Consider the following 25793-nt stretch of genomic DNA (forward strand, 5'->3'; position numbering starts at 1 on the left):
CGCAGAAGCGTCGATCAACCCGCCGCGCGGGCGTCGATCGCGTCGTGCAGCAATGTCACGAGCGCTTCGGGTAACGCGGGTTTGGTCATGAAATGCTGGAAGCCTTCGCCGATGCTGCGCAGGCGGTATGCGTCGTCGGTATGGCCGGTGAGCGCCACTGCCACAGCGGGCGAATGCCCGCCGCAAATCTCGTGGTCGCGCAGCCGCTGGATCAGATAGAAGCCATCCATGGCCGGCAAATCGAGGTCGCAGACGACCGCATCGGGAAGCAACCGCATCGCCGCCACGACGCCCTCTTCCGCATCGGCGACCGCGCACACCTTCGCGCCTTCCGCCTCGAGTAGCAAGGTCAACGATTCCCGGCTGTCCGGGTCGTCCTCCACCAGCACGATCGTGGCCTGATCGAGCCTCATTGCTGCATTCATCGTATGTTGTTGCTCTGGAAAACCGGTTAGGCCATCGGATGGGGCCAATGTTTCACTTTGCTGATTGCCGCCGAATTGCGCGGCCAGGGTGTTACTGTCCATGATTCCGACTCGATTTCGCACGCCGAGTTGCAGACAGGTCCGCGATTGTAAAGCATCGTTCAGCACCTTCCCGAGTACAACGCGTGCGCACGGTAACGCGCCAAAATTGCACGTCGATGAAAAAACGGCGCTCGACGCATGCCGCGATTTAGCTGCAAAGTGTCCGCAGTTTTTCCGCGGCCCGCCGATTGCCGGCACCCGATGTTCCGGCGCGGTTCGTACGAACCCCGCTCGTACGGCCTTCTCCGCCCGGTATCGATTCTGTCCTTCATATTTCTTCGCGCGACGCGGCGCTGTCGTTCGTTTTGCGTCGCTCGCATCCGATGACACTTCAAGCATGTCGCGTGCCTCGTTGCAACGGTTCGCGTCGCGTGAACAGAGGCTCCGCGGCGCTTGCGGATGTCGCGGCAATGTAATGGCGCGCGTCTGCTAACGGGTGGCGCCGCGGCGCTATCATCGTGGTCGCGCATGCGCGGCATGCTTCGCTTCGTGGCCGCACGCACGCGCCTTTCGATGTTCCCGCATCCCAACCCGAGGCCACCCGACACCATGTCCGCCACATCGCCCGAGCTTTCCGCCGCGACGCTCGACATCCTTCGTCACGTCAGCACCGCCACGCTGACCACGCAGCTATTCAAGCGCGGTCTGCGCAACACGTTCATGCAGGGCGTCGCGCCGCTCGGTCCGCGGCGCGGCGCGAACCTGGTCGGGCCGGCGTTCACGCTGCGCAACATTCCTTCGCGCGAAGACATCGACGTGCTTGAGCTGTTCGCCGACCCCGAGTACGCGCAACGCAAATGTGTCGAGACCATTCCGCCGGGCCACGTGCTCGTGCAGGATTGCCGCGGCGAGCGCGGCAGCGCGTCGTTCGGTTCGATTCTGTCGCTACGCTTGCAGGTGCGCGGCGTGGCCGGCATGGTGTCCGACGGCCCGGTGCGCGACAGCGCGACGATCGCCGCACTCGACATGCCGGTGTTTTGCGCGGGCGCGAGTGCGCCGCCCAATCTGATCCGCCATCACGCGGTTGATATCAACGTGCCGATCGGCTGTGGTGGAGTCGCGGTGTTTCCGGGCGACGTGATCGTCGGGGATGTGGATGGGGTGGTGGTGATTCCGCTGAGGATGGCCGACGACGTCGCGCAGGCCGCGGCCGGGCAGGAACAGCTAGAGGCGTTTCTGACCGAAAGGATAGGTGCCGGCGCCGCGCTGCCCGGCACCTATCCGCCGAACGACGCGGCGAAGGCGGCGTTCGACGAATGGAAGAAAAATCGCAAAATCTAGGGCTTGTTCAAAGGACAAGACGACCGGCGCGCCACCCCGGCCGCCGGTTCAATCGCGCTTGCCGGGCCCGATGCCCTGCACCAGCAACGCCACCGCATGTCGCGCGATCTCCGCGCCGCCGATATTGCGGCGCAACGGATCGTTGCGCCACAGCTTCGAGCTGGCGAGCGGCAGGATCGTCATGCCGAGCAGCGTGACGAACACCAGCGCGGGCTCGATCGCCGGATTCAGGCGCCCCTCCTTCTGCCAGCGCGCGATCGCCAGCAGCGACGCCTTCTGATGCGCGAAACCGAAACGCTCGTGCATGCGCTGGCGCAGCAGGCCGCCGTCGCTGATCACTTCGCGCACCCACAGTGACGCGAACCACGGGTTATCGCTCGCGATCTGCACGAGCCGCTCAGTGAGCTGCGTGATTGCCGCGACCGGATCGTCGGGATTCTCCTGAAACGGCAGCCCGAGACTCTCGCGCAACGGTGCGAAACACTCGTCGATCAGCACGTCTAGCAGTTGGTCGCGGTTCTTGAAGTAGTAGTGCACCATCGCGGGCGTGAAGCCGGCCTCGCGGGCAATCTCGCCGAGCGACGTCTCGACGATGCCCTGCTTCGCGAAGAGCGTGAGTGCGGCGTCGAGCAAACGCGCGCGCTGTTCGGGGCCGCGCGCGGCGCCCGTCGGCCGGCCGGGACGGCGGGTGGCCGACCTCGCCGGCGCGGCGCTTGCGCTGCTTGCGCTATTCGCGGTTTGAGTAGCAGCCGTTTGCGTTGCCTTGGCTTTGGGCTTCGACGCGCCGCGCTTTTGCGCGGCAAGCCGGGCGCGCGGCCCCGCATCTGTCACGGCATGGTCTGCCGCGGCGTCGTCAGACGAGATCCTTGTCATTGCATTGAATTTGACGTGAGAGGCGATGTCGCATATATTAATCTCTCAGTTAATTAATTTCAACGCGTTGCCGCCATGGAACAAACCGCCACGACCCTGTCCGTCGATTCCGCGCCCGAGGATCCGCGCCCGGCCGCGCCCTCCGCCGAGCATCCGCCGATCCGGCTGCTGTTTCCGGCGCTGCTGCTGGTCATGCTGCTCGCCGCGCTCGACCAGACGATCGTCTCGACCGCGCTGCCGACTATCGTCGGCGAACTGGGCGGGCTCAATAACCTGTCGTGGGTGGTGACCGCCTACCTGCTCAGTTCGACGATCGTCGTGCCGCTGTACGGCAAGTTCGGCGACCTGTTCGGACGCAAGATCGTGCTGCAGACGGCAATCGTCATCTTCCTCGTCGGCTCGGCGCTGTGCGGCATTGCGCAGAACATGAGTCAGCTGATCGTGCTGCGCGCGCTGCAAGGCCTCGGCGGCGGCGGTTTGCTCGTCGTTACGATGGCGGCGATCGCCGACGTCATTCCGCCGGCTGAGCGTGGCCGCTACCAGGGCGTGTTCGGCGGCATCTTCGGTCTCGCCACCGTCATCGGTCCGTTGCTCGGCGGCTTTCTGGTCGAGCATCTGACGTGGCGTTGGATCTTCTACATCAACCTGCCGCTCGGCATCGTGTCGCTGATCGTCATCGGCGCGGTGTTCAAGCCGCACGTGCGCCACGTGAAGCACACGATCGACTACATGGGTGCCGCGTTTCTCGCCGGCGCGCTGACCTGCATCATCCTTTTCACGAGCCAGGGCGGCACGATCCTGCCGTGGTCGTCGCCGCAACTGTGGTTCACGCTCGGCATGGGCCTCGTAGCGATCGGGGGCTTCATTCACGAAGAGCGCAGCGCGGTCGAACCGATCATGCCGCTCGGACTATTCAAACAGCGCACGTTTCTGATCAGCAGCCTCGTGAGCTTCATCATCGGCGTATCGCTGTTCGGCTCCGTCACGTTCATACCGCTGTATCTGCAGGTCGTGAAGGGCTCCACGCCGACGCAAGCCGGCATGCAGATGCTGCCGATGATGGGCGGCCTGTTCATCCTGTCGATGGTGACGGGCCGCGTGATCAGCAAGATCGGCAAGTACCGGCTGTTCCCGATCATGGGCACGTTCCTCGTCTCGGTCGCGATGCTGCTGCTCGCGCGCCTGCAGATCGATACGCCGATTCATGTGATGTATCTATACATGGGTCTGCTCGGCTGCGGCCTCGGCATGGTAATGCAGGTGCTGGTCCTCGCGGTCCAGAACACCGTCGAGTTCAGGCACATGGGAGTGGCGACGTCGGGCGTGACGCTGTTTCGCTCGATCGGCGGTTCGATCGGCGTGGCCGCTTTCGGTGCGGTGTTCTCGAACGGCCTCGCCGGACGCCTCGAAAAGCTGGTCCCGCCCGACACCGAACTTCCGCACGCGCTGGGTCCCGCCGCGATTCATCAGCTACCCGAAGCATTGCGCAATGATTATCTGCATGCGTTCGCGGGTGCGTTGCACACCGTGTATCTGTCGGCCGCATGCGTCGTGGTGCTCGCCTTCGTGCTCGCGTGGCTGCTGAAGGATCATCCGTTGCGCAAGCACTGAGCGTCGATCGGCGCCTGAGCCGGATGCTAATGCAAACGCTTACCGGCAAGCCCCAATAGCCGATTGATACGAGGCCGCACGCGCGACGCGTCGGCCTCGTTGTTTTTTTGTCGCACTCACTTCATGCGGCTCGATGCTTTCGGTTGCCTTCCATTTATCGCGAAACAACAGACACATACACTCGTTTCGAGCGGATGGCCAAGGTTTCTTCATACTTCCGAATGAGCGGTAGCGCACACAATCCAGGGGCCTACCGCGTTGACGTCCCCCGTGAAACGCCACATATTGGAAACCGTGGAAACGCAGGCGCTGCCTACGTCTCCGCGACTCCGGCGCATGTGGATCGTGATTCCGCGGACAAGGCTCCAGCCTCAACACGATCCGGAGCATGCCTTTACGGCATCGTTTTCCTAAGGTGGGGCCACCGCATGTCCACCCAAACAGCAACCGGCCAAGGTTTTCCCACGCCCTGCAAACGCTGCGGTGGCGCACTGTACCGACCCGTCGACGCCTGCCCCTACTGTGGCGCTGCACATCCGTTCGATCCGAACGATCTGCACATGCGCACGGGTATTCCGGGCAGCCGTGCGAGCGCCACGCACAAGCCTCTGCCCCGTTTCGACGAAGAGCCCGGCCCACGGGATCAGCCCGCCGTCGCTGCGGGCGCCGCGACTGCCGCGATGGCGACCGAACCCATGTTGCCGGCCAAGCCGGTCATGCGGACGGCGCTGGTGTCGACCGAAAGCACTATGCCGGATTACGAAGATGAGATGTATGCGTCACGCCACACTGCGCAGATGATCTGGCGCGTGTTGTACGTGATCGGCGCGGTCGTCGCGATCGGCCTCGCGTACGTCGGCTATACGCTGTTCAGCGACAGCGGCGATTCTGAAGATAAAGACGTGGAGCAGGTTACTCAGGATGCCAGAACAACCACCGGCATGATCGCTCCGCTCGCGTCCGCGCCGATGATTGCTCAAGCGCAAACCGCGCACGCGCCGGCCCCGGCGAGACCTGCGCCACCGCCCGTGACCGAACTGGCGGCGAAGCCCGCGCCCGCCGCGCCCGTCATTCCCGCGCCACCGGCTGCACCGCCTGCCGCACCGCCGATGGCCGCGGCGCCCGTGCGGCCCGCGCCGCCGCCTGCCGCACCGCCGATGGCCGCGATACCCGCGCGGCCCGCGTCGCAATTCCGCGACGCCGGGCAGGCGTTGCAGGTCGCGCGGAACGCGTTCCGCGCCAACGATCTGTCCGCTGCGCAGGCCGCGCTCGTTGCCGCGCAAACGTTTCAACCCGGCAATGGCGACGCGCAGGCTCTGGCCGATCAGATGCGCCCGCTCGTCCAGCGTCGCGATATTGCGCTGCAGGCCGCGCAGGCCTGCGCCGCGCAGCAGTCGTGGCCGTGCGCGCGACAGCACGCGAACGACGCGCTTGCGATCGACAGCGGCAACGACGCGGCGAAAGTGATCCTCGAGCGCGTGATTCGGGAGACCGGCTGGGCGCCGATTACTCCGCCACATGCGGCGACGACTGACGCCGCGCCGGGCGCGCCGCTCGCGCAGGCGCAACTGCAGCCACCGCTGCCCCCCGGCATGCCAGCGCAAGGCGAGCTGGTCGCGACCGCAACGAACGCCGGCGTCGTAAGGACCGCGACCCGGCAAAGCAACTAGCGCTCACGCGCGACGCGACCGTCCGCTCAGGGTCCCGCGGACGCCAGGGACCGCGCCGTCGCGCGAACAACATTGATTCGCATACCAGATCAAATGGCCGCCATCTGTGCCGATTCGCACATTATCGTGTGCCCTCTGCGCGGCAACAGACGGAGCGACCCTCGCAGCAGCTTGAACATGACATGGCAGCCGGATCACTGGTGCTTCCACGCGCCATGCGTGGAGCGGGATCAACCTGACCGATAGGTAGAAAGACCATGCTGAAGAGATTTCTCGCGGGCTGGCTGGGGCTGGCGTTACTGGTCGTATGTTCGCTGGCCGGCGCGGAACCGGCGCATTACAAGATCGTCACCGGGCCGGAGCGCGGCACCTACATCCAGATCGGCAACGACCTGTCGAAATGGGTAGCCCCGCCGGCTGGCATCGACCTCGAGGTGGTGGCGTCGAAGGGCTCGGCCGAAAACGTGCAGCGCATGCGCTACGAGCCCGGCGTGAAGCTCGCGCTCGTGCAATCCGACGTGTACCAGGCGTTCATCGACATGGCCAACACGGGCAACCCGGATGCGGGCACGACGATCCGGCCGCTGCGACTGATCATGCCGCTCTACGACGAGGAAATTAACGTCGTCGTGCGGGCCGATTCACCGCTGAAAACGCTCGCCGACATCAAGGACAAGACCATCAGCGTCGGCCTGCTGGGCAGCGGCACCGCGCAGTCGGCGACCACGCTCTACCGCCTGATGTTCGGCCAGCCGATTCCCGAGCAGAACGTCGTGCATCTGAGCAACGAGGACGCGCTCGCCGCGCTGATCGTGAAGAAGATCGACGTCGCGATCATCGTGGTCGGGCAGCCGGCGAATCTGTTCACGAGCATGAAGCCCGACCTGCTGTCACAGCTGCGCCTGTTGCCCGCAGATCCCAATGCACCGGAGACGAACCGCGCGAAGCAGACCTACTTTCCGACGACGATCCGCGAAAGCAGCTACCCAGGCTGGCTGAAGGAAGACGTGCCGGGTCTCACGGTCAAGGCGTTTCTGGTCACCTACGACTACGGCTTGCGCGACACCGTCAGCAATCTGAATCATTTCGCCGACTCGCTGTGCGCGAACTTCGACAATCTGCAGGAGCATGGCCATCCGAAATGGAAACAGGTGAAGCTCGAATTGCCGACGCTCGTGCGCGGGTGGAAATACTACGGTCCGGTCGAAAAGCATCTGCGCGCGTGTCTCGCGAACCGCAGCGCGGCGGTGAACGCGGCGGTCTCGCAACCCGCGCCGAAACCGCATATGCCTTGCTCGGAAGAGGAACGGATGCTTCTGCTGTGCAAATGACGCTGTAGGCAGGACCGTGAGCGCGTGGCTCGATTCAGTTCGTGTCAGACGCGCTCGCGCGCTGCGTCGGCCGACACCGCGCACGCATCCATCGCCCGTTGCAATGCCTCGTACACCTTCGGGCGATTGCACTGCGACACGTTGAAACGCAGAAAACCCGCCGCCGCTTGCGACGCGCTGAACACGTTGCCCGGCGCGAACACCACGCCCGCCGTCAGTGCATGACGCGCGATCCCGGCGGCATCGAGCGCGCCGGGCAAGCGCGCCCATACGAACAGGCCCGCGCGCGGTCTTGTCCAGATATCGAGGCCCGCATAGCCGAGACGCCTGATGGTCTCCCCCATCGCATCGGCCAGCTTCGCGCGCATCGTCTCGAGATGCCGCCGATACGTACCGTCGACCAGCATCCGGTGCACGACGCTCGCCGCGAGCTGACCATTGCCGAACGACGTCGCGAGCTTCAGATCGATCAACGGTTCGATCCATTCGGCGCGCGCGGCGATATAGCCGCAGCGCACCGCCGCCGACAGCGTCTTCGAGAAGCTGCCGATCGACACGACGCGCGCGAGGCCGTCGAACGCGGCGAGACGCGGCGCGGCCTCGTCTTCGAAGTCGGCGAAGATGTCGTCCTCGACGATCAGCAGATCGTGCTCGCCGGCAAGCTTCAGCAGCCGGTGCGCGACGGCCGGCGCGAGCGTTGCGCCGGTCGGATTGTGGACCGCCGAGTTCGTCACGTAGAGCCGCGGACGCTGCTCGATCAGCACCCGCTCGAAGGCCGCGAGATCCGGTCCTTGCGGCGTGTACGGCACACTCGCGATCCGCACGCGATGCGCGCGCAACAACGCCTGAAAGTTGAAGTAGCACGGATCGTCGATCAGCACCGTATCGCCGGGTTCGAGCAGGAAGCGGCACACGAGATCGAGCGCATGGGTGCCGCCGTCCGTCAGCAGGATCTGCTCGGGCGGCGCATCGACGCCGTGCGCGGAAAGCCGCCACGCAAGCTGCTGACGCAGCGCGGGCAGGCCGGCCGGACTCGCGTAATCGGCGAGCAGCGACTGCGGATCACGCGCAACCGCACGCAGCGCGCGGCGCACGCCATCTTCCGGCAGCCACGAAGCCGGCATCCAGCCGCAGCCGGGTTTCAGCGCTTTCGAGCCGGTCTCCAGCGACTGCCGCGTGAGCCACAGCGGATCGACCTCGCGATCGAGCCGCGGCCCGAGATCGGCGAGCGCGAGCGGCGGCGCATGGCCCGACACGAAGAAGCCCGAGCCGCGCCGCGCGACGATCACCCCTTCCGCGACCAGACGGTCGTATGCTTCCACCACGGTCGACTTCGACACGCCGAGCGCGTCGGTCATCGCGCGAATCGACGGCACGCGCGCGCCCGGCATCAGCGAGCGGCTCGCGATGCGCTCGCGCAGATTGTCCGTCACGAGGCCGACGCGCGTGCCCGGCGCCGTCTCGTTGCTGCCGTTTTCCGCCATCTGTACTGCTCCATGTTCGGTACAGTTTGTGCGAACTGTACTGATCTGTAGCTTAACGTTTTCGGCCGCGGCGCGCATCATGAGACTTTTTCAGCGCAGGGATGTTTGCAATGGACAAGACCACCAACGGCTGGCTCAGCGGTCTCGCGGGCGTGCTGATCTTCAGCGGCTCGCTGCCGGCCACGCGGCTCGCCGTGCAGGGACTCGATCCGGTGTTTCTGACCGTGGCGCGCGCGACCATCGCGGGCATCCTCGGTCTGCTGCTGTTGCTGGCGTTCCGCGAGACGCGGCCCGAGCGTCGTGATCTGCTGCCGCTCGTCGTGGTCGCGCTCGGCGTCGTGGTCGGCTTTCCGTTGCTGACCGCGCTCGCGCTGCGTCATGTGAGCGCCGCGCATGCGGTCGTGTTCATCGGCCTGCTGCCGCTCGCCACCGCGATCTTCGGCGTGTTGCGCGGCGGCGAGCGGCCGCAGCCGGCGTTCTGGCTGTTCTCGGCGCTCGGCAGCGCGGCAGTGGCCGGGTTCGCGCTGCGGCATGGCATCGACGCGTCGCCGCTCGGCGACGCGCTGATGCTCGCGGCGATCGTCGTGTGCGGTTTGGGCTACGCGGAAGGCGCGCGGCTGTCGCGTCATCTCGGCGGCTGGCAGGTGATTTCGTGGGCGCTCGTGCTGTCGCTGCCGTTGATGCTGCCGCTCGCCTGGTGGACCCGCCCCGCGTCGTTCGACGGTGTCGGCGCCGCCGCGCTGTGGGGACTCGCATACGTGTCGCTGTTCAGCATGCTGATCGGCTTCGTGTTCTGGTATCGCGGACTCGCGCTCGGCGGTATCGCGGCGGTCGGTCAATTGCAGCTGCTACAGCCGTTTTTCGGGCTGCTGCTCGCCGGCGTGCTGCTGCACGAACAGGTGCCGCCGTCGATGATCATCGTCACCGTGATCGTGGTCGCCTGCGTCGCGGGTGCGCGGCATTTTTCGCGCTCGGTGCCGGCGCGGCGGGCGGCCTGACACGGCTCGACCGTCGCACGATAAAGCGTCTTTTTCGGGATCTAGTCGCGCGAGCACTGGATCGATATGTCATCATTTCGCAGATTGGCACAACCAGCGCCCTGCGCCGCGACAGACGATGACGACCGCTTTTGCCCAAACCGTCGAAGCCCGTTTTGCCGAACTCACGCCGACCTCGAAACGAGTCGCCAGCTACATGCTCGCGAATCTCGACCGGCTCGGCCTCGAAACCGCCGACCAGATCGCGCAGCAAGCCGGCACCAGCGGCATTTCGGTCGGCCGCTTTCTGCGCAGCGTCGGCTATCGCAATCTCGACGATCTGAAACGCGAACTACGCGGCACCCAACAGCGGCCCTGGATGATCACGGACCGGCTCGACGCGTTCCGCCGTGGCGCGAGCGACAGCACGCCAACCGCTGAGACTGATGAACCGGGCGTCCCGGATCCCAGCTCACCGCGCGACGCCGCGCTAGCCCAATCGCTCGAACTGGAAATCGGCGCGATCCAGCACGTGTACGAACTCGCGCGCTCGCCGGCGTTCGCGCGCGTCGCCGAGCGCATTGCAAATGCCGATGCGGTCTACATCCTCGGCATCCAATCGACGCGCGGCATCAGCAACGCGTTCTCCAGCTACCTCGAATACATCCGTCCGCGCGTGTTCTATTCGGACGGCATGTCGGGTTCCTACGTCGATTCGCTGAACTCGGAATTCAGCGCGCCGTATCTGATCGTCACCGACACGCGCGCCTATTCGACGATCGCGCGACGCTATTGCCAGGCGGCCTCGCGGCGCGGACTGCCGTTCGCGCTCGTCACCGATATCTATTGTCCGTGGGCGCGCGATTTCGACGGCGACCTGCTGCAGGTGAAGACCGACGTCGGGCAGTTCTGGGATTCGCTCGCGCCGCTGACGTGCCTGTTCAATCTGCTGATCTCGACGGTCGTCGAGCGGCGTGGGCCGGCTATCGACGAACGCGTGGCGCGCAATCGCGAGTTGCAGAGCGAGTTCGGTCAATTCGATGTTTGAGCGTCATGGAGATGCGTCGCGCTCGCCTCATACTCACGCCACGACAGGACCTCGCATGAGCCTCACCCACCCTCCAGGCAACGCCCCGCTGATTCGCGACGCCACCGAAGCCGACCTCCCCGCGATCCAGGCGATCTACGCGCATCACGTGCTGACCGGTGTCGCGTCGTTCGAGGAAACCCCGCCGTCCGTCGACGATCTGCGCGCGCGGCTCGCAAGCGTGCGCAGCCACGGACTGCCGTATATGGTCGCGGAGATCGACGGCGACGTCGCCGGCTATTGCTATGCGACGCCGTATCGCCCGCGCGCCGCCTATCGCAACACGATCGAAGACTCGATCTATGTCAACGACGCGTATCGCGGACGCGGCATCGGCCGTATGTTGTTGCAGGCGCTGATCGAACGTTGCGAGACCGGACCGTGGCGTCAGATGATCGCGGTGATCGCCGATGGCGGCAGCGGCGGCTCGCTGTCGTTGCACACGCAGCTCGGCTTCGAGCTGACCGGCACGTTGAAGGCGGTCGGCTACAAGCACGGCCGCTGGCTCGACACGACGCTGATGCAACGCACGCTCGGGCGCGGCGCCTCAACCGGGCCCGACGACGTTTCAAACGCGGCAGGCGACACGCACGGCTAGGCCCGCGCGCACTGCGCGGCGGCCGTGCGGCCACGCGTTTCGTCGACCCGCATCGCGCGAACGACGCGGACCGCGGCGCTGGGACCTCGGCAACCAGCGTTCCGGCGCCGAACGCCGAACCTGACGCAAGAACTTAACGCGTGCGCGGCAAACGCGTGAACAAGGTCGGATAGTCGATCACGAGACCATCGCTATCCACGCTCAGATTCGCGGTGAACTCGCGAAAAATGCCTTCATAGCGGTACTCGGCATTCAACTCGATGCACGTGTATGCCTGCTCGGCGCGCGTGACCTGCAGGTCCGGCGTCGAGATATACGCGACCTCGATCGGCCGACGTTCGCCCTCGGCCAGTTGCAGGCGGCGGATCGGCAGCGTGTTGGTGTACGGCGTCGCGGCGATATCGATGTCGATACAGCCCTCGAGCGCGCTCAGCGCGAGACCGTGCCCGTCGTGCCAGCGGCCGTCGCCGTCGCCATGCAGCTCCAGCTCGCCACCGCCGACGATCTTCAGCCACGCATAGCGCGTGCGCCAGCGCGCGTCGCAGCGCACCGCGTAATGCAGCCCGTATGCCTTGCCATAGCGCTGCCCGACCACGACGCTTTCGACGGCGAAGCCGTCGTCGCGCGCATCGAAAACCAGATGTTCGATGCCGTCGCCCTCTTCCGAGGCCCATCGTAATTCACGCATCGGCGTCTCCTTGCGAAACGGCGCAGGGGGCGCCGGGCTCTTATCGTAGCGCGAAAGCCCGCGAGCCTGGCCACCCCGATCCAGGCATGCACGGCCGGCAAATAGCCAGTATCAACGCGCGACGATGCCTGAGTGCCTGCCGCTCGACTATGCTCGCGGTTTGCCGTGATTCCGAACTCGCCTCCGATGCACGCCGCCGCGACCGATGCGCCCTCCTCCTCGCTCAGCGCCCCGCTGCGCACGCTGCTGCGCAGCCTCGGTCAGATCGTGCTGCAACCTAACGCCGTGACCGGCGCATGCATGATCGGCGCGTGGCTGCTCAGCGAGCCGCGTCTCGTGTGCGCCGCGTTGCTCGGGGCGATCGCGGCCAACATCAGCGCGATGCTCGCCGGTTCGGCCGACGCCGATCTGCGCGCCGGCCTGCTCGGCTTCAACGGCGCGCTGGCCGGCCTCGCCGCGTTCAGCTTCATCGGCGATCCGGCGACCGCGTCGGCGGTAGCGATTCTCGCCGCGACGGGCACCGCATGGCTGCTGCGACCATGGTCGCGCTGGCTGCGCACACGCGGACTCGGCTATCTGTCGAGTCCGTGCCTGATCGTCACGTGGCTATGGTTGCCGCTGATCGCGCGCGGCCCCCTGCCAACGGCTCCCGCTACCGCTCATCCGGTCGACGCGCTGCGTTTCGTCAGCGGCGTGCTCGCGGGCGTCGCGCAGACCGGCTTCGCATCGGGCGCGGCTCCGGGCGTGCTCGTGCTGCTCGGGATTGCCGCCGCGTCGCGCAAACATGCGCTCTACGCGCTCGCCGGCGCAGGTCTCGCGAGCGCCGCGCATCTGTGGCTCGGCGCCGGCGTTCCTTCATTCGATGCCGGCCTGTCAGGGTTCAACGGCGCGCTGACCGCGCTCGCGCTGGCCGACGCGGGCTACGCGGCGATGCTCGGCGGCATCGCGATGTCGGTGCTGTTGCAAGCGGCCGCCATGCACTTCGGCTGGCCCGCGATGACCGCGCCGTTCGTGCTCGCGACATGGAGCATCCGGTCGCTCGGGCGCCGCATCGCGTAACGTAACGATGCGTCGTGCGCTGTCGCCACCGGAGCGGCATTGTGCGGTAGCATCCCAAGCCGGTTCCCACCTTGCGCGGCCTCGCTTTTCAGCCACCTCGCTGGAATGGCGATCAATCGCGTGGCGCTGGAATCAGTGCTAAAACACCCACCCCGGCCGACAGGAGACAGCTATGTCGTTCGCCCACTCACCCGCCGGCCGCATCGCCGAGTCCGGTCCGCAGTCGGAAGCGGAACAGCAAACCCGCTTCGATCTGGCCGCTGCTTACCGTCTCGCCGCGCTCAACGGCTGGGACGATCTGATCTACACACACATTTCCGCGAGCGTGCCCGGCGAACCGGGCCACTTCCTGATCAATCCATTCGGCCTCGCGTTCGATGAGGTGTGCGCGTCGAATCTCGTGAAGATCGACATCGCGGGCAATATCGTCGGCACAAGCGAACATCCGGTGAATGCCACCGGCTTCGCGCTGCACGCGGCCGTGCATGCCGCGCGCGACGACGCCTTTTGCGTGATGCATCTGCATAACACCGCGGGGGTGGCCGTGTCCGCGCAGCCGGCCGGACTGTTGCCGGCATCGCAGCACGCGCTGCGCTTTTACGGCCAGCTCGCGTATCACGACTACGAAGGCCTCGCGTTCTCGCCGGCCGAAGGCGTGCGCCTCGTCGCGCATCTCGCCGATAGGCCCGCGATGCTATTGCGCAATCACGGCACGCTGACGCTCGGGCGCACGGTTGCCGAAGCCTATGTGCTGATGGCGACGCTGCTGAAGGCCTGCGAAATCCAGATTCAGGCGCAAACCTGCGGCGCGCCGCTGGTCGTCCCGAGCGACGCGGTCGCCGCGCGCACGGCCGAGCAGCTTTACGACGGCGGCGCGATCGAAGGCACTCTCGAATGGCCCGCGCTGCTGCGCAAGCTCGATCGACTCGATCGCGGCTATCGCTCCTGAACTCGCGAGCCGATCCGCTTCACTCCAGTCCCAACTCAACCCCACGGAGCAACCTCATGCCCACGTTTCATATCGAACTCTTCGAAGGCCGTACGCTGGAACAGAAACGCCAGTTCGTCGAAGCGATCACGAAAGCGACCTGCGAGTCGCTCGGCGTCGAGCCGAACTCGGTCGACATCATCCTCACCGACGTGAAAAAAGAAAACTGGGCAACGGGTGGGCGTTTGTGGTCGGAGGCCTGATCGGCCCGAAGACGACGACATCGAGGTGACGTCGCGAGCTGCGCGCTGATGTCACACGGATGTCGTGATGATCTGGCACCGCTGGCGAGACCAGCGCTTTTTATGCATCAAAATGGAGCATCAAAAAAAAGCTGCGCACGTAACGTGCGCAGCTTTCGAGACTGACAACGCGAAAAAAACTGCGTCGATGTGGCGGCGAAACAACGCGCCGCCACGTATTCAGTAACTGTTTAGAACTTGTGGATGATACCAACGCCAATCGCGGTCTGGCTGCGCGACGACGACGGCGAGCCGTTCTGGCCGTCACCGATGCTCGCGGTTGCCTGGATGATCGACCTGCCGTTACCTGCCAGAGTGTTACCGCCAGCATGCTGATAAGCTTCCAGCGCGTAGAGGCCGGTACGCTTCGACAGCGTGTAGTACTGCGACAGGTTGAACTGGTTGTAAGCAGCCGCGCTGGTGATGCCGTTCGACGTCGTTGCACGGGTGTAACTATAACCAGCGGCCAGATCCAGCACCGAGATCGGCTTCCAGTGCAGCACTGCGCCACCGGTGTTCCAGATCTGCGTGCCGTGGAAGAACGAACCCGTACCCGCAGCGTATTGAACGTTCGAGTATGCGAACGAAACGTCCCACTGCGAGTTGAACGCGTAGCCGCCCGTCACTGCAACGCGCTGCTGCTTCGCTGCGGTCTGGAAGCCGTTGTTGATCGCCGAGTTGGCCGGCGCCGCAATCGGGGCGGTGGTGCTGTTGATCGTTGTGGAGTTAGCACCCCACAGGCCGCCGTTCGTGTTGCCGTTGTCGATGCGCTGGATACCCGCAGCGATACCGATCGGACCGTTCAGGTACTGTGCTGCCACGCTCCAGGTCTGGCCTGCTCCGGTAGCACCGGGCGTGCCGCCAAGCGCGTACGAACCGCTGACCGTCAAACCGCCGAAGCTCGGCGACGTATAGACCAGCGAGTTGTTCACGCGATACACCGTATCCAGCGAGTCGATATCACCCGGGTGCGCGCCGTATGCACCGGTCAGCCACGTGGTCGGGCTGTACGGCGAGAGCAGCGTGTAGTACGAGGTGTACTGGCGGCCAGCCGTGAACGTACCGAACTGAGCGTTCGTCATACCGACCCATGCCTGACGGTTGAACATCAGACCCGACACGCTTTGCGCGCCGGTTGCGCTGTTAAAGCCTTCTTCCAACTGGAAAATGGCCTTGGTGCCGCCACCCAGATCTTCCGAGCCCTTCAGGCCGAAACGGCTACCAGCCCAAATGCCGTTGATCATCTTGACCACCGAGTTACCAGCCGGCGACGGCCGCGCCGATGCTGCACCCGACGTCGGGCTCAGCGTCGTCGAGCTGTTCTGCCAACCCAGCCCGGTATCGACGATACCGTAGAGCGTCACGCTGCTTTGCGCGTGTGCGCCCAGGGCGACCAACCCCATGGCCGAAGCTAAGAGAGTCTTTTTCATTTCTACTCCTCTGTTAAAAACTTTCTGATGCGGCCCCTACGAGCACCGCTGAGTGTGGGAAAGACGTTTTTATTTGGATCAGAACACCGGGTGACCGTTGATGATGCTCGGCAACCAAGTCGAGAACCACGGGACATAGGTGACGATGTTGATGGCCGAGAAGATAGCGAGGTAATACGGCCACGCCACCTTAGTAGTTTCACCTATCGACACATTGCCAATTGCGCATCCAATGAATTGCACCGAGCCGATCGGCGGATGCACGAGACCCAATGCACAGTTCAGCAGAATCATGATGCCGAACTGAACCGGGCCCACCCCGTTGTGCATCGCCATCGGCAGGAACAGCGGAGTCGTGATCAGGATGTGCGCCGCCATGTCGACGAACGTACCGAGGAACACCTGAATCACGTTGATGTACAACAACATCAGCCACGGCAGTGAAGTCGCGCCGTCGAGCATGCGTTCGATCGCGTCCGGGATCTCCAGATAGGCCATCTGGAAGCGCAGCATGTTCGATACACCGATCAGCAGCAGCACCACGCCGGTGGTTTTCGCGGCCTTGCCGAGGGCATGGCCGAGCTTCTTCATCGTCAGCGTGCGATACACGACGATGGTCAGAATCAGCGAGTAACCCACGGCGATCGCGGCCGCCTCTGTTGCGGTAGCGATACCGCGCGCCACGCAGAACAGAATGATCGCGATGACCATCAGACCCGGCACCGCGCCCACGAACGTACGCAGCACCGCCATCCAGCCCTGGAAACGCTGCAGTTCCGTCGAACCGTCGGGACGGCGCGGGTAGCCGAACTTGACGGCCTGCCAGTAAGCGGCGAGCAGCACGAGGCCCATCACCCACAGCACCGGCAGCAACCCCGAGAACAGCAGATCGCCGATCGACACGCCGCTCATCTGCTTGCCGTTCAGCACGCCGCTCACGCCTTGCGCCGCGAACGCGTAGATGATCATGTTGGTCGAGGTCGGCATCAGCGCGCCGGCCAGCGACGAGTGCGTGGTCACGTTGACCGCGTACGCGGCGCTATAACCTTCGCGCTTCATCAGCGGGATCACGACGCCGCCCATGGCCGACGTATCCGCGGTCGGCGAACCCGACACGCCGCCGAACAGCGTACAGGCGACCACGTTGGCCATGCCGAGACCACCGCGGAAATGGCCGACCGTGGCCTGCGCGAAACGCAGGATGCGGTCAGCGATACCGCCGTGGAGCATCAGTTCGCCGGAGAAGATGAAGAACGGCACCGCGAGGAACGAGAAGCCGTTCATGCCGGAGATCATCGACTGCATTGCGGTCGCGGTGGGCAGGCCTTCGAACAGATACGTCAGAACGCAGGACAGACCCAACGCGAACGAAACCGGAACCCCGAGGAAGAGGAAGATTAGAAAACTGGCGGTAAGAAGGGCAAGTTCCATGATGGTTCTACTTTTATTCCGTGGCGGAGAGTTCGAGCGCCGGCTCTTCCCGCTTACCGGCGAAGAGCTCGAGCAGATGCTCGATCGAGAACAACGCGATGCACACGCTCGCGAAGATCGGGATGCAGTAGCGCACGCCCTCCGGCACGCCGATGATCGGAATGCGGTCGCCCATCGTGGTTTGCGCCATCTCGAGGCAACCGATGAAAATCGCCACCGCGAAAGCGATCAGGCACAGGTGCTGAATCCCTTTCGCAATCAACTGGCCTTTCTCCGGCAGTTTCTTGACGAGCGAGTCGAGTCCGATGTGACCGCCCTCGCGAACCTTCAGCGCGGCGCCGAACATCGCGATCAGGATCACCAGCAACAATGCGATGGGCTCGACGTAATCGGGTGCGTCGCTAAATACGTAGCGCATCACCACGCTATAAATCACGAGCAGGCAAAGTGCGGCCAGGCTAACCGACGCCACGACAAGCAGCACGCGGAAAAGAAAATCATTTGGGCGTTTCAGGAAACTCATGACCCTGTCCTTGCTTACGACCGACTTATGCTTGAAATTCAGCCATTCCGTTGCGACGCGATCCGCACGCGTGCGACATCGCGCGGCGGAAGGTCTCGCGAGTTTCCTCGCGGGACCATTCACGCCGCTGCTGCGCCAAACGTTGCTATTGCTGATTGCGTCCGGGACGCGAGACTTACTTGATTGCTTCGATCTCGTCGACGATCTGCTTCATCTGCGGGGTCTTTTCGTACTTCGCCCACACAGGCTGCATCGCCTTCACGAAAGCCGCACGGTCGATCTGCGCAGCCGGGACGATCGTTGCGCCCCCCTGGGTGACGGCCTTCGCCGCGTCGGCTTCGCGCGCGGTCCACAGCTTCTGGTAGTACGGCACCGAGTCAGCCGCGGCCTTCTTGAGGATCTGCTGCTCTTGCGGCGACAGCGTGTCCCACACCTTCTTCGAGAACACCAGCACCTCCGGCGTCATCGAATGCTGGGTTTCCGAGTAGACCGTTGCGACTTCAAAGTGCTTGGTTTCATCGTACGACGGCAGGTTGTTTTCGGCGCCGTCGACGAGGCCGGTCTTCAGGCCCGTGTAGACTTCCGAGAACGGCATCGGGGTCGGCGTGCCGCCCATTGCCTTGATTTCGTCGACCATCAGATCCGACGGCTGCACGCGAACCTTCAGGCCCTTCATGTCAGCCGGCGACTTGATCGCCTTCTTTGCGTACATCGAGCGTGCGCCGCTCTCGTAGAACGTCAGGGCGATGATGCCCTTCGCGGCAAACGCGTCGAGAATCTTCTGGCCTTCCGGACCGTACATGACCTTGCGGAAATGGTCGATGTCGCGGAACAGGAACGGCAGCGACGGGATCATCGATTCCGGCACGATCTCGTTGAACGCGGCACCGTTGATACGCCCCATGTCGAGCGCGCCGATGCGGATCTGGTCGAGCGTGTCGTTTTCGGAACCGAGTGCGCTGTTGCCGAAGACCTTGATCGAGTCCTTGCCGTTGGTCGCCTTGTTGATCTCCTCACCCATGAACTTCACGGCCATGTTGGTCGGGAAGGTATCGCCGTGCACGTCCGCGGAGCGGAACACGCGCGCTTCAGCCGACATCGTGCTGAACGCCAACGCCGCGGCCGCGACGATCATCGAAACACGGGAAGAGGCAAACTTCTTGTTCATCGTGACATTCCTTGAAAAAAAGACCATCCCGTCAATAGCGGATGTGACATGGTTTTGACGCGTCTCCGGCTTCGCGCTCACTCCCTTCGCAGGTGCGGGCGCTGGCCGTACTGGCTGTGCAACTCCCCGGCACAGGTAACCCAGCACTCCAGTCGACAACTCGACTACTTACTTCAATTACGCCGGCCGGCTTCAGACATGCATGCGGCATCAACCACAGCCGAACTACTGAACTGAAACCCACCGTATTGCACTGCCACACGAACACAGAAAGCCATTTGTTTGGGCTTATATGTTGTACGACGACATACGAAGTCTATAAAAGGGGTTTTAACTTGTACAGACGGTATTTACCCGCATCAGGAACAACGCCGGTACGTATGACCGGCGCGGCATGCCGCCAAGTCCCCGCGCCGTCTGGCATTGGCTGGGGACGGAATCGGGAGGGTCTCCAGAGCTGTTGTTTTTTTGCTGAAGAAACACGGCGGATCGTGGTCTTCACGCCACAAGTTGTACGACGAGTGACGAATAAAGGGCCATACGGATGAGGCCAAAAAAAGAAAACGCCGGGAGAAAAACTTCATCCCGGCGCATGCTTGATGTAAACAAGGTTACAGTTGCCCCGCGAATTCGGGCTCAGGCAGCCCGCTCACGCCGGGCCGCAGCGCGAACACGTGGCCGTCGTGCTCGGTCGCGCCGTTGGCCGGGCGAATCGACGTAACGAACAACGTATCGAGATCGCGGCCACCGAACGCGCACATGGCCGGCTTGATGGCCGGCACCGGAATTTGCCGGTCGAGCTTGCCCTGCGGCGTAAAACGCAGCAGCAAACCGGCGTCGTTCGCGCAGATCCAGTAGCAGCCGTCGGCATCGACCGCCGCGCCGTCCGGACGGCCCGAATAGCGATGCAGATCGGCAAACACGCGGCGGTTGCGCGGCTCGCCGATATCGACGTCGTAGTCGAACGCCCAGATCAGCCGGCGCAGCGGATGCGAGTCGGACAGATACATCGTGGTGCCGTCCGGTGACCAGCCGAGTCCGTTCTGCGTGATCAGCGCATCGACGACCGGCGCGGACAGCACGCCCTTCACGTCGAAGCGATATAACGCGCCGCCGGGAATCGCCGCCGCCATGTCCATGACCATCGTGCCGGCCCAGAAGCGCCCTTGCCGGTCGCAGCGGCCGTCGTTGAAACGCATGCCGCCGTGCGGGAATTCAGGCGCCGCGAGCTTGCGCAGCGACGCCGTCAGCGGCTCGCCGCCCGACGCTTGCGAAGCGTCCGCGAGCGTAACCGCGAACAACCCGGTCTCGCAGCCGGCGAGCACCGTACCGGCGCGATCGAACGCGATACAGGCGACCTGCTCCGGCAGCAGCCATTCAGTGCGCGTGCCCGTCTCGAGCGAGCCGCGCACGATCTTCTTCGCCGGAATGTCGACCCAGTACAGCGCCTGCTCGGCCGCGCGCCAGACCGGGCTTTCACCGGTGGCGGCGGGCAACGGACCGGCAGCTTCGAAGCGCTCCACTTGCGGATTCGCGCTCATTATTTGGGCTCCCGCTTCGGCTCCATCGGACCGGCGAGCACGAACGGGCCGCCCTGGTACAACTGGGTCGGGTCGTCGAAGCGCGTGTCGGGAGCGCTCGGCGGGAACAGGTGCTCGAACTGCGCCGAGCTGTCTTGCGGACGGTAGCCGAGGAACGCGGCGTTCGTGTTGTCGACCCACGAGATGCGGTTGTTCGACACGCCATAGACGATCGCGTGGCCAACGCGGTTGGTAAACAGCGAACAGCGCACGAGTTCGATGAAATCGCGGTAGCTCAGATACGTGACGAGCATGCGCGCGGTCTTCGGCTGCTCGAACGACGAGCCGATCCGCAGACAGACGGTTTCGAGGCCGAAGCGGTCGAAGTAGTAGCGCGACAGCGACTCGCCGAAGCACTTCGTCACGCCGTACAGGCCGTCCGGACGCAGCGGCGCTTCGGTATCGACAACCGACGTCACCGGATGGAAACCCACCGCATGATTCGAGCTCGCGTAGATGATGCGCTTCACGCCCTGCTTCTGAGCGGCCGAGTACAGGTTGTACAGGCCGCGGATGTTCGCTTCGAGCAGGTCCTCGAACGGCGCTTCGACGGAAATGCCACCGAGATGCACCACCGCGTCCACGCCTTCGAGCAGCGCATGCACGGCCGCCTCATCGGCGAGATTGACGACGGCCGCTTCCTCGTGCGCGGCGAGTTCGCCGAGCGACGCGATATCGGACACGCGCACGATGTCGGCCCATTGCGCGAGCGCGGGACGCAGTTGCTTGCCGAGGTTGCCCGCGGCGCCGGTGAGCAGCAGACGGCGGAAGGGTTTCTTTGCCGCGGAGCGGTCAACGTTCAAATCGGTCATGTCTCTTTGCTGTTGTGATTGCGATCGGGTCTTCTGAACAGAAAGGCGAGCGCCGGCTGGACCGGCGCTCGCCTGAGATTTGACGGGCCAAGGTGCCTGATCAGGTCACCGGCGCCGGGTTGAACAGCGTCAACGCGTTATGCAGTCCGAGCTTTTCCGCGCAGGTTTGCTGGCGGCCGCTCGCGACTTCGAGCATCAGGCGGAACAGTTCCCAGCCCACCTCCTCGATGCTGGACTGGCCGGTCGCGATCGTGCCGGCGTTGATGTCCATCAGATCGTGCCAGCGACGCGCGAGGTCCGAACGCGTCGCGACCTTGATGACCGGCACTTCGGCGAGGCTGTACGGGGTGCCGCGGCCGGTCGTGAACACGTGCAGCGTGATGCCCGAGGCGACCTGCAGCGTGCCGCAGATGAAGTCGCTGGCCGGCGTCGCCGCGTAGATCAGGCCCTTCTGATTGACCTTCTCGCCCGGCGACAGCACGCCGGAGATCGCCGAATTGCCCGACTTGATGATCGAGCCCATCGCCTTTTCGACGATGTTCGACAGGCCGCCCTTCTTGTTGCCGGGCGTCGTGTTCGCACTGCGGTCCGCGCCGCCGCGCTTCAGGTAATCGTCGTACCACTGCATCTCGCGGATGATCGCCTGCGCGACGTCCGCGTTGGCCGCGCGCGCGGTCAGCTGATCGACGCCGTCGCGCACTTCGGTGACTTCCGAGAACATCACGGTCGCGCCGGCGCGCACCAGCAGGTCGGTCGCGAAACCGACGGCCGGGTTCGCGGTCAGGCCAGAGAACGCGTCGCTGCCGCCGCACTGCACGCCGATCACCAGATCCGACGCCGGACAGGTTTCGCGACGGCGGTTGTTTAGCCGCTTCAGATGCCCTTCGGCCATCTTCATGATCGACGTGATCATCGACTGGAAGCCGACGTGCGATTCGTCCTGCAACACCACGACGTCGCCGTTCTGGTCCAGCGCGACATCGCCGATGTCCGCGACGTCGTCGACGGCCGCGGCGATCGGGATCGTGCCAGGCGGCATCAGACGCTCGGGCTGCAGCTTCTCGCAGCCGAGGCTCACCATCATCACTTCGCCGCCGAAGTTCGGATTCAGCGCGATGTTGCGCACAGTGCGGATCGGCACCATCGCGTCGGGCGCGTCGATCGCGACGCCACAGCCGTAGGTGTGACCGAGGCTGACGACATCGTCGACGTTCGGATACTTCGGCAGCAGTTCGGCCTTGATGCGGGTAACCGCGTGCTGCACGACATCGGCGACGCACTGCACGGTGGTCGTGATCGCGAGGATGTTGCGCGTGCCCACCGAGCCGTCCGAGTTGCGGTAGCCCTCGAACGTATAGCCTTCGAGCGGCGCCATCTCCGGCGCCCTGGTCGTGGCGATCGGCAGGTCCTCGAGTCCCGGCGGGCTCGGCATGCGGATCACGTGCTCGTTGATCCAGCTGCCTTTCGGCAGCGGCTTCAGCGCATAACCGATCACGACGTTGTAGCGGACGACCTCGTCGCCCTCGGCGAGATCGGCCAGCGCGACCTTGTGGCCCTGCGGCACACGCTCGCGCAGCCTGAGGCCATCGGCGAACACCGCGCCCTCGCCCAGACCGCCGTCGTTGACGACGATCGCGACATTGTCATTGGGATGAACGCGGATGTAGAGCGGAGTTTGTTCCATTGATCGATCCTTAAGGCGTGATGAGCCTGCTTCGCCAGCAATCATACGTCATCCTACAACATGAAAGTTTGCGCAGATGTTCCGTATTTACCCTATAGGATGAATTATGCCGCGAAAACCCCGTTGAGTTACGGGATTTGTTGTTGTACGATGACGTATAAGAAATCTGGATTTCAAAGATTTTCTACTAGTACGACGTCCGTTGTACTGGTTGGATCCGACTAACGACCCAATCCGACGCCTGGATATTTGATCATGACGACACCGCAGGAACTCAAGCAGATCGTTTCGGAAGGCCTCCTGTCCTTCCCCGTCACCGACTTCGACGCTAAAGGCGACTTCCGCGCCGACACTTACGCAGAGCGCCTCGAATGGCTCGCTCCGTACGGCGCTTCGGCGCTGTTCGTCGCCGGCGGCACGGGCGAATTCTTCTCGCTGACGCAAGACGACTACACGCAAGTCGTCAAGACCGCGGTCGAAGTGTGCAAGGGCAAGGTACCGATCCTCGCCGGCGCCGGCGGCCCGACCCGCGTGGCGATCGCCTACGCGAAAGAAGCGCAGCGCCTCGGCGCGCACGGCATCCTGCTGATGCCGCACTACCTGACCGAAGCAAGCCAGGACGGTATCGCCGACCACGCCGAAGAGGTCTGCAAGGCCGTTCCGGGCATGGGCGTGATCATTTACAACCGCGCGAACTCCAAGCTTAACGCCGACATGCTCGAGCGTCTGGCCGACCGTTGCCCGAACCTGATCGGCTTCAAGGACGGCGTGGGCGAGATCGAAAACATGGTGACGATCCGCCGCCGCCTGGGCGACCGTTTCTCGTACCTCGGCGGCCTGCCGACCGCGGAAGTCTACGCTGCCGCCTACAAGGCGCTGGGCGTGCCGGTGTACTCGTCGGCGGTGTTCAACTTCATTCCGAAGACCGCGATGGACTTCTACCGCGCGATCGCCGCTGACGACCACGCAACGGTCGGCAAGCTGATCGACGAGTTCTTCCTGCCGTACCTGAAGATCCGCAACCGCCGCGCAGGCTACGCGGTCAGCATCGTCAAGGCTGGCGCGAAGCTGGTCGGCCACGACGCAGGTCCGGTGCGCGCACCGCTGACCGATCTGACTCCGGAAGAAATGGAACAGCTCGACGCGCTCATCAAGAAGCTCGGACCGCAGTAAGGCACCGGCGTCGGGGCTTCGAGCGAAGAAGCTCGCGAGCCTCATCGACGAGGGCCGCATAGACGGCCCCGTTGCGAACGCCCGGCACGGCAACGTCGCCGGGCGTTCGTGCATTTGCATGACAGGCAAGTGGTCCGCGGACCGCCCGGCGTAGAGACCACACCTCGCCCGACAATACAGGAGATGACCCATGGACATGAGCCGCACGGCCAGTTCCACCGACGCCGCCTCTAGCGCGGCACGCACCAAGGTCCGCTACGGGATCCTGGCGCTGATCTTTCTGATCACCACCCTCAACTATGCCGACCGTGCGACGCTGTCCGTCACCGGTTCCGCGATGCGCACCGCGTTCAGTCTCGACGCGATCCGCATGGGCTACATCTTTTCCGCGTTCAGCTGGGCTTACGTACTGTCGCAACTGCCGGCCGGTTGGCTGCTCGACCGTTTCGGCGCGCGTCGCGTGTACGCGGCGAGCATCTTCTCCTGGTCGCTGTTCACGCTGCTGCAAAGCTCGGTCGGTCTGCTCGGCAGCGCCGGTGCGGCGATCTCCGCGCTGTTCGTCCTGCGCTTCGTGATGGGCGCGGCCGAGTCGCCGGCGTTCCCGGCGAACGCGAAGGTCGTCGCGAGCTGGTTCCCGACCAACGAGCGCGGCACCGCGTCGGCGATCTTCAACGCCGCGCAATACTTTGCCGCCGTCGTGTTCACGCCGCTGATGGCATGGATCACCCACGCGTTCGGCTGGGAAATGGTCTACGTCGTAATGGGCGCGGTCGGGCTGCTGCTCGCGCTCACGTGGCTGAAGGTCATGAAGAATCCCGCCGACCACCCGCGCGTGTCGCGCGCCGAACTCGAGTACATCGAGCAAGGCGGCGGCCTCGTCAGCGGTGCGAGCAAGACGCGTCCGGACGACGTGTCGAAGGCCGGCGGCTGGACGCTGGTGCGTCAACTGCTCGGCAACCGCATGCTGCTCGGCGTCTATCTCGCGCAGTACTGCATCAACGTGCTGACCTACTTCTTCCTGACCTGGTTTCCGATCTACCTCGTGCAGGCGCGCGGCATGACGATCCTGCAGGCGGGCCTCGTGGCCTCGCTGCCGGCGATCTGCGGTTTCCTCGGCGGGGTGCTCGGCGGCGTGCTGTCGGACGGGCTGATCCGCCGCGGCTGTTCGCTGACCGTCGCGCGCAAGGTGCCGATCGTCGGCGGCATGCTGCTGTCGACCTGCATCATCGGCTGCAACTACGTGTCGACCGACTGGATCGTCGTCGCGCTGATGTCGCTCGCGTTCTTCGGCAAAGGCATCGGCGCGCTCGGCTGGGCCGTCGTTGCCGACACGTCGCCGAAGGAAGCGCTCGGCCTGTCCGGCGCGATCTTCAACATGTTCGGCAACATCGCCGGCATCGTGACGCCGATCGTGATCGGTTATCTGGTCGCGCGCTCGGGCTCATTCAATGGCGCGCTGGTGTTCGTCGGCGCGAACGCGCTGCTGACGGTGATCAGCTACCTGGTGATCGTCAAGGACATCCGGCGCGTCGAGTTGCGCCCGGCTTGAGCCCGTTATAGGCTCAGCTATCGTTCC

The 25793-nt window shown here is 64.4% G+C and carries 23 protein-coding genes; 12 read left to right on the top strand and 11 right to left on the bottom strand.

What is annotated here, in order from left to right:
• Positions 1 to 14: 14 nt before the first annotated feature.
• Positions 15 to 527, bottom strand: a complete 513-nt coding sequence (locus EVC45_RS24735; protein WP_129960927.1) for a response regulator — start codon at positions 525 to 527, stop codon at positions 15 to 17.
• A 549-nt stretch (positions 528 to 1076) separates the two neighbouring features.
• Here EVC45_RS24735 and EVC45_RS24740 point away from each other — a divergent pair.
• A complete protein-coding gene (locus EVC45_RS24740) occupies positions 1077 to 1808 on the top strand; it encodes a ribonuclease activity regulator RraA (RefSeq protein WP_129960862.1) in 732 nt (243 codons plus the stop codon).
• A 48-nt stretch (positions 1809 to 1856) separates the two neighbouring features.
• Here EVC45_RS24740 and EVC45_RS24745 read toward each other — a convergent pair whose 3' ends face one another.
• Positions 1857 to 2639, bottom strand: coding sequence for a TetR/AcrR family transcriptional regulator (locus tag EVC45_RS24745; protein ID WP_248295247.1), 783 nt, complete (start codon positions 2637 to 2639; stop codon positions 1857 to 1859).
• A gap of 117 nt (positions 2640 to 2756) precedes the next feature.
• Between EVC45_RS24745 and EVC45_RS24750 the strand changes: the two genes are divergently transcribed.
• From EVC45_RS24750 to EVC45_RS24760, 3 genes are all read left to right on the top strand, one after another.
• Complete coding sequence (locus EVC45_RS24750; RefSeq protein WP_129960864.1) at positions 2757 to 4292, top strand: MDR family MFS transporter; 1536 nt, start codon at positions 2757 to 2759, stop codon at positions 4290 to 4292.
• 428 nt (positions 4293 to 4720) lie between these two features.
• On the top strand, positions 4721 to 5962 hold the full coding sequence (locus tag EVC45_RS24755; RefSeq protein WP_129960865.1) for a hypothetical protein: 1242 nt from the start codon (positions 4721 to 4723) through the stop codon (positions 5960 to 5962).
• Positions 5963 to 6219: 257 nt separating this feature from the next.
• Positions 6220 to 7293, top strand: coding sequence for a TAXI family TRAP transporter solute-binding subunit (locus EVC45_RS24760; RefSeq protein WP_129960866.1), 1074 nt, complete (start codon positions 6220 to 6222; stop codon positions 7291 to 7293).
• A 44-nt stretch (positions 7294 to 7337) separates the two neighbouring features.
• Here the strand turns inward: EVC45_RS24760 and EVC45_RS24765 are convergent, their stop codons facing one another.
• A complete protein-coding gene (locus EVC45_RS24765; protein ID WP_129960867.1) occupies positions 7338 to 8777 on the bottom strand; it encodes a PLP-dependent aminotransferase family protein in 1440 nt (479 codons plus the stop codon).
• A gap of 110 nt (positions 8778 to 8887) precedes the next feature.
• On the opposite strand from EVC45_RS24765, the gene EVC45_RS24770 reads away from it, so the two are divergent.
• From EVC45_RS24770 to EVC45_RS24780, 3 genes are all read left to right on the top strand, one after another.
• A complete protein-coding gene (locus EVC45_RS24770; protein ID WP_129960868.1) occupies positions 8888 to 9775 on the top strand; it encodes a DMT family transporter in 888 nt (295 codons plus the stop codon).
• Positions 9776 to 9893: 118 nt separating this feature from the next.
• Positions 9894 to 10802, top strand: coding sequence for a sap1 transcriptional regulator SapR (sapR, locus tag EVC45_RS24775; RefSeq protein WP_129960869.1), 909 nt, complete (start codon positions 9894 to 9896; stop codon positions 10800 to 10802).
• A gap of 55 nt (positions 10803 to 10857) precedes the next feature.
• Positions 10858 to 11439: a GNAT family N-acetyltransferase gene (locus EVC45_RS24780; protein WP_129960870.1), complete on the top strand. Its 582-nt coding sequence runs from the start codon at positions 10858 to 10860 to the stop codon at positions 11437 to 11439.
• A 133-nt stretch (positions 11440 to 11572) separates the two neighbouring features.
• Here EVC45_RS24780 and EVC45_RS24785 read toward each other — a convergent pair whose 3' ends face one another.
• Positions 11573 to 12127: a putative glycolipid-binding domain-containing protein gene (locus EVC45_RS24785; RefSeq protein ID WP_129960871.1), complete on the bottom strand. Its 555-nt coding sequence runs from the start codon at positions 12125 to 12127 to the stop codon at positions 11573 to 11575.
• A 186-nt stretch (positions 12128 to 12313) separates the two neighbouring features.
• On the opposite strand from EVC45_RS24785, the gene EVC45_RS24790 reads away from it, so the two are divergent.
• The 3 genes from EVC45_RS24790 to EVC45_RS47685 all read left to right on the top strand — a co-directional run bounded on the left by EVC45_RS24790 (position 12314) and on the right by EVC45_RS47685 (position 14377).
• A complete protein-coding gene (locus tag EVC45_RS24790; protein ID WP_129960872.1) occupies positions 12314 to 13186 on the top strand; it encodes an urea transporter in 873 nt (290 codons plus the stop codon).
• Between the two features lie 172 nt (positions 13187 to 13358).
• Positions 13359 to 14135, top strand: coding sequence for a class II aldolase/adducin family protein (locus EVC45_RS24795; protein WP_129960873.1), 777 nt, complete (start codon positions 13359 to 13361; stop codon positions 14133 to 14135).
• Positions 14081 to 14377, top strand: coding sequence for a 4-oxalocrotonate tautomerase (locus tag EVC45_RS47685; protein WP_306770794.1), 297 nt, complete (start codon positions 14081 to 14083; stop codon positions 14375 to 14377). The genes EVC45_RS24795 and EVC45_RS47685 overlap by 55 nt, the downstream gene beginning before the upstream one ends.
• A 230-nt stretch (positions 14378 to 14607) precedes the next feature.
• Here EVC45_RS47685 and EVC45_RS24805 read toward each other — a convergent pair whose 3' ends face one another.
• The 7 genes from EVC45_RS24805 to garD form a co-directional block, all read right to left on the bottom strand.
• On the bottom strand, positions 14608 to 15846 hold the full coding sequence (locus EVC45_RS24805; RefSeq protein ID WP_129960875.1) for a porin: 1239 nt from the start codon (positions 15844 to 15846) through the stop codon (positions 14608 to 14610).
• Positions 15847 to 15924: 78 nt separating this feature from the next.
• The gene (locus EVC45_RS24810) at positions 15925 to 17277 is read right to left on the bottom strand and encodes a TRAP transporter large permease (protein ID WP_129960876.1); all 1353 of its coding nucleotides are present in this window, start codon (positions 17275 to 17277) and stop codon (positions 15925 to 15927) included.
• A 13-nt stretch (positions 17278 to 17290) separates the two neighbouring features.
• Positions 17291 to 17800, bottom strand: a complete 510-nt coding sequence (locus tag EVC45_RS24815; protein ID WP_129960877.1) for a TRAP transporter small permease — start codon at positions 17798 to 17800, stop codon at positions 17291 to 17293.
• A 175-nt stretch (positions 17801 to 17975) separates the two neighbouring features.
• Entirely contained in the window at positions 17976 to 18968 is a 993-nt protein-coding gene (locus tag EVC45_RS24820; RefSeq protein WP_129960878.1) for a TRAP transporter substrate-binding protein, read from the bottom strand.
• 611 nt (positions 18969 to 19579) lie between these two features.
• Positions 19580 to 20509 (bottom strand): SMP-30/gluconolactonase/LRE family protein, encoded by a 930-nt coding sequence (locus tag EVC45_RS24825; RefSeq protein WP_129960879.1) that lies wholly within the window; start codon positions 20507 to 20509, stop codon positions 19580 to 19582.
• The gene (locus EVC45_RS24830; RefSeq protein WP_129960880.1) at positions 20509 to 21360 is read right to left on the bottom strand and encodes an NAD(P)-dependent oxidoreductase; all 852 of its coding nucleotides are present in this window, start codon (positions 21358 to 21360) and stop codon (positions 20509 to 20511) included. Before EVC45_RS24830 ends, EVC45_RS24825 begins: the two co-directional genes overlap by 1 nt.
• 100 nt (positions 21361 to 21460) lie before the next feature.
• Entirely contained in the window at positions 21461 to 23044 is a 1584-nt protein-coding gene (garD, locus tag EVC45_RS24835; protein ID WP_129960881.1) for a galactarate dehydratase, read from the bottom strand.
• Positions 23045 to 23299: 255 nt separating this feature from the next.
• Here garD and kdgD point away from each other — a divergent pair, with 255 nt between their 5' ends.
• Entirely contained in the window at positions 23300 to 24217 is a 918-nt protein-coding gene (gene kdgD, locus EVC45_RS24840; RefSeq protein WP_129960882.1) for a 5-dehydro-4-deoxyglucarate dehydratase, read from the top strand.
• A gap of 190 nt (positions 24218 to 24407) precedes the next feature.
• Positions 24408 to 25766: an MFS transporter gene (locus EVC45_RS24845; RefSeq protein ID WP_129960883.1), complete on the top strand. Its 1359-nt coding sequence runs from the start codon at positions 24408 to 24410 to the stop codon at positions 25764 to 25766.
• The last annotated feature ends 27 nt before the right edge of the window (positions 25767 to 25793 follow it).

The sequence above is a fragment of the Paraburkholderia sp. UYCP14C genome (assembly GCF_004197395.1).
Taxonomy (GTDB): domain Bacteria; phylum Pseudomonadota; class Gammaproteobacteria; order Burkholderiales; family Burkholderiaceae; genus Paraburkholderia.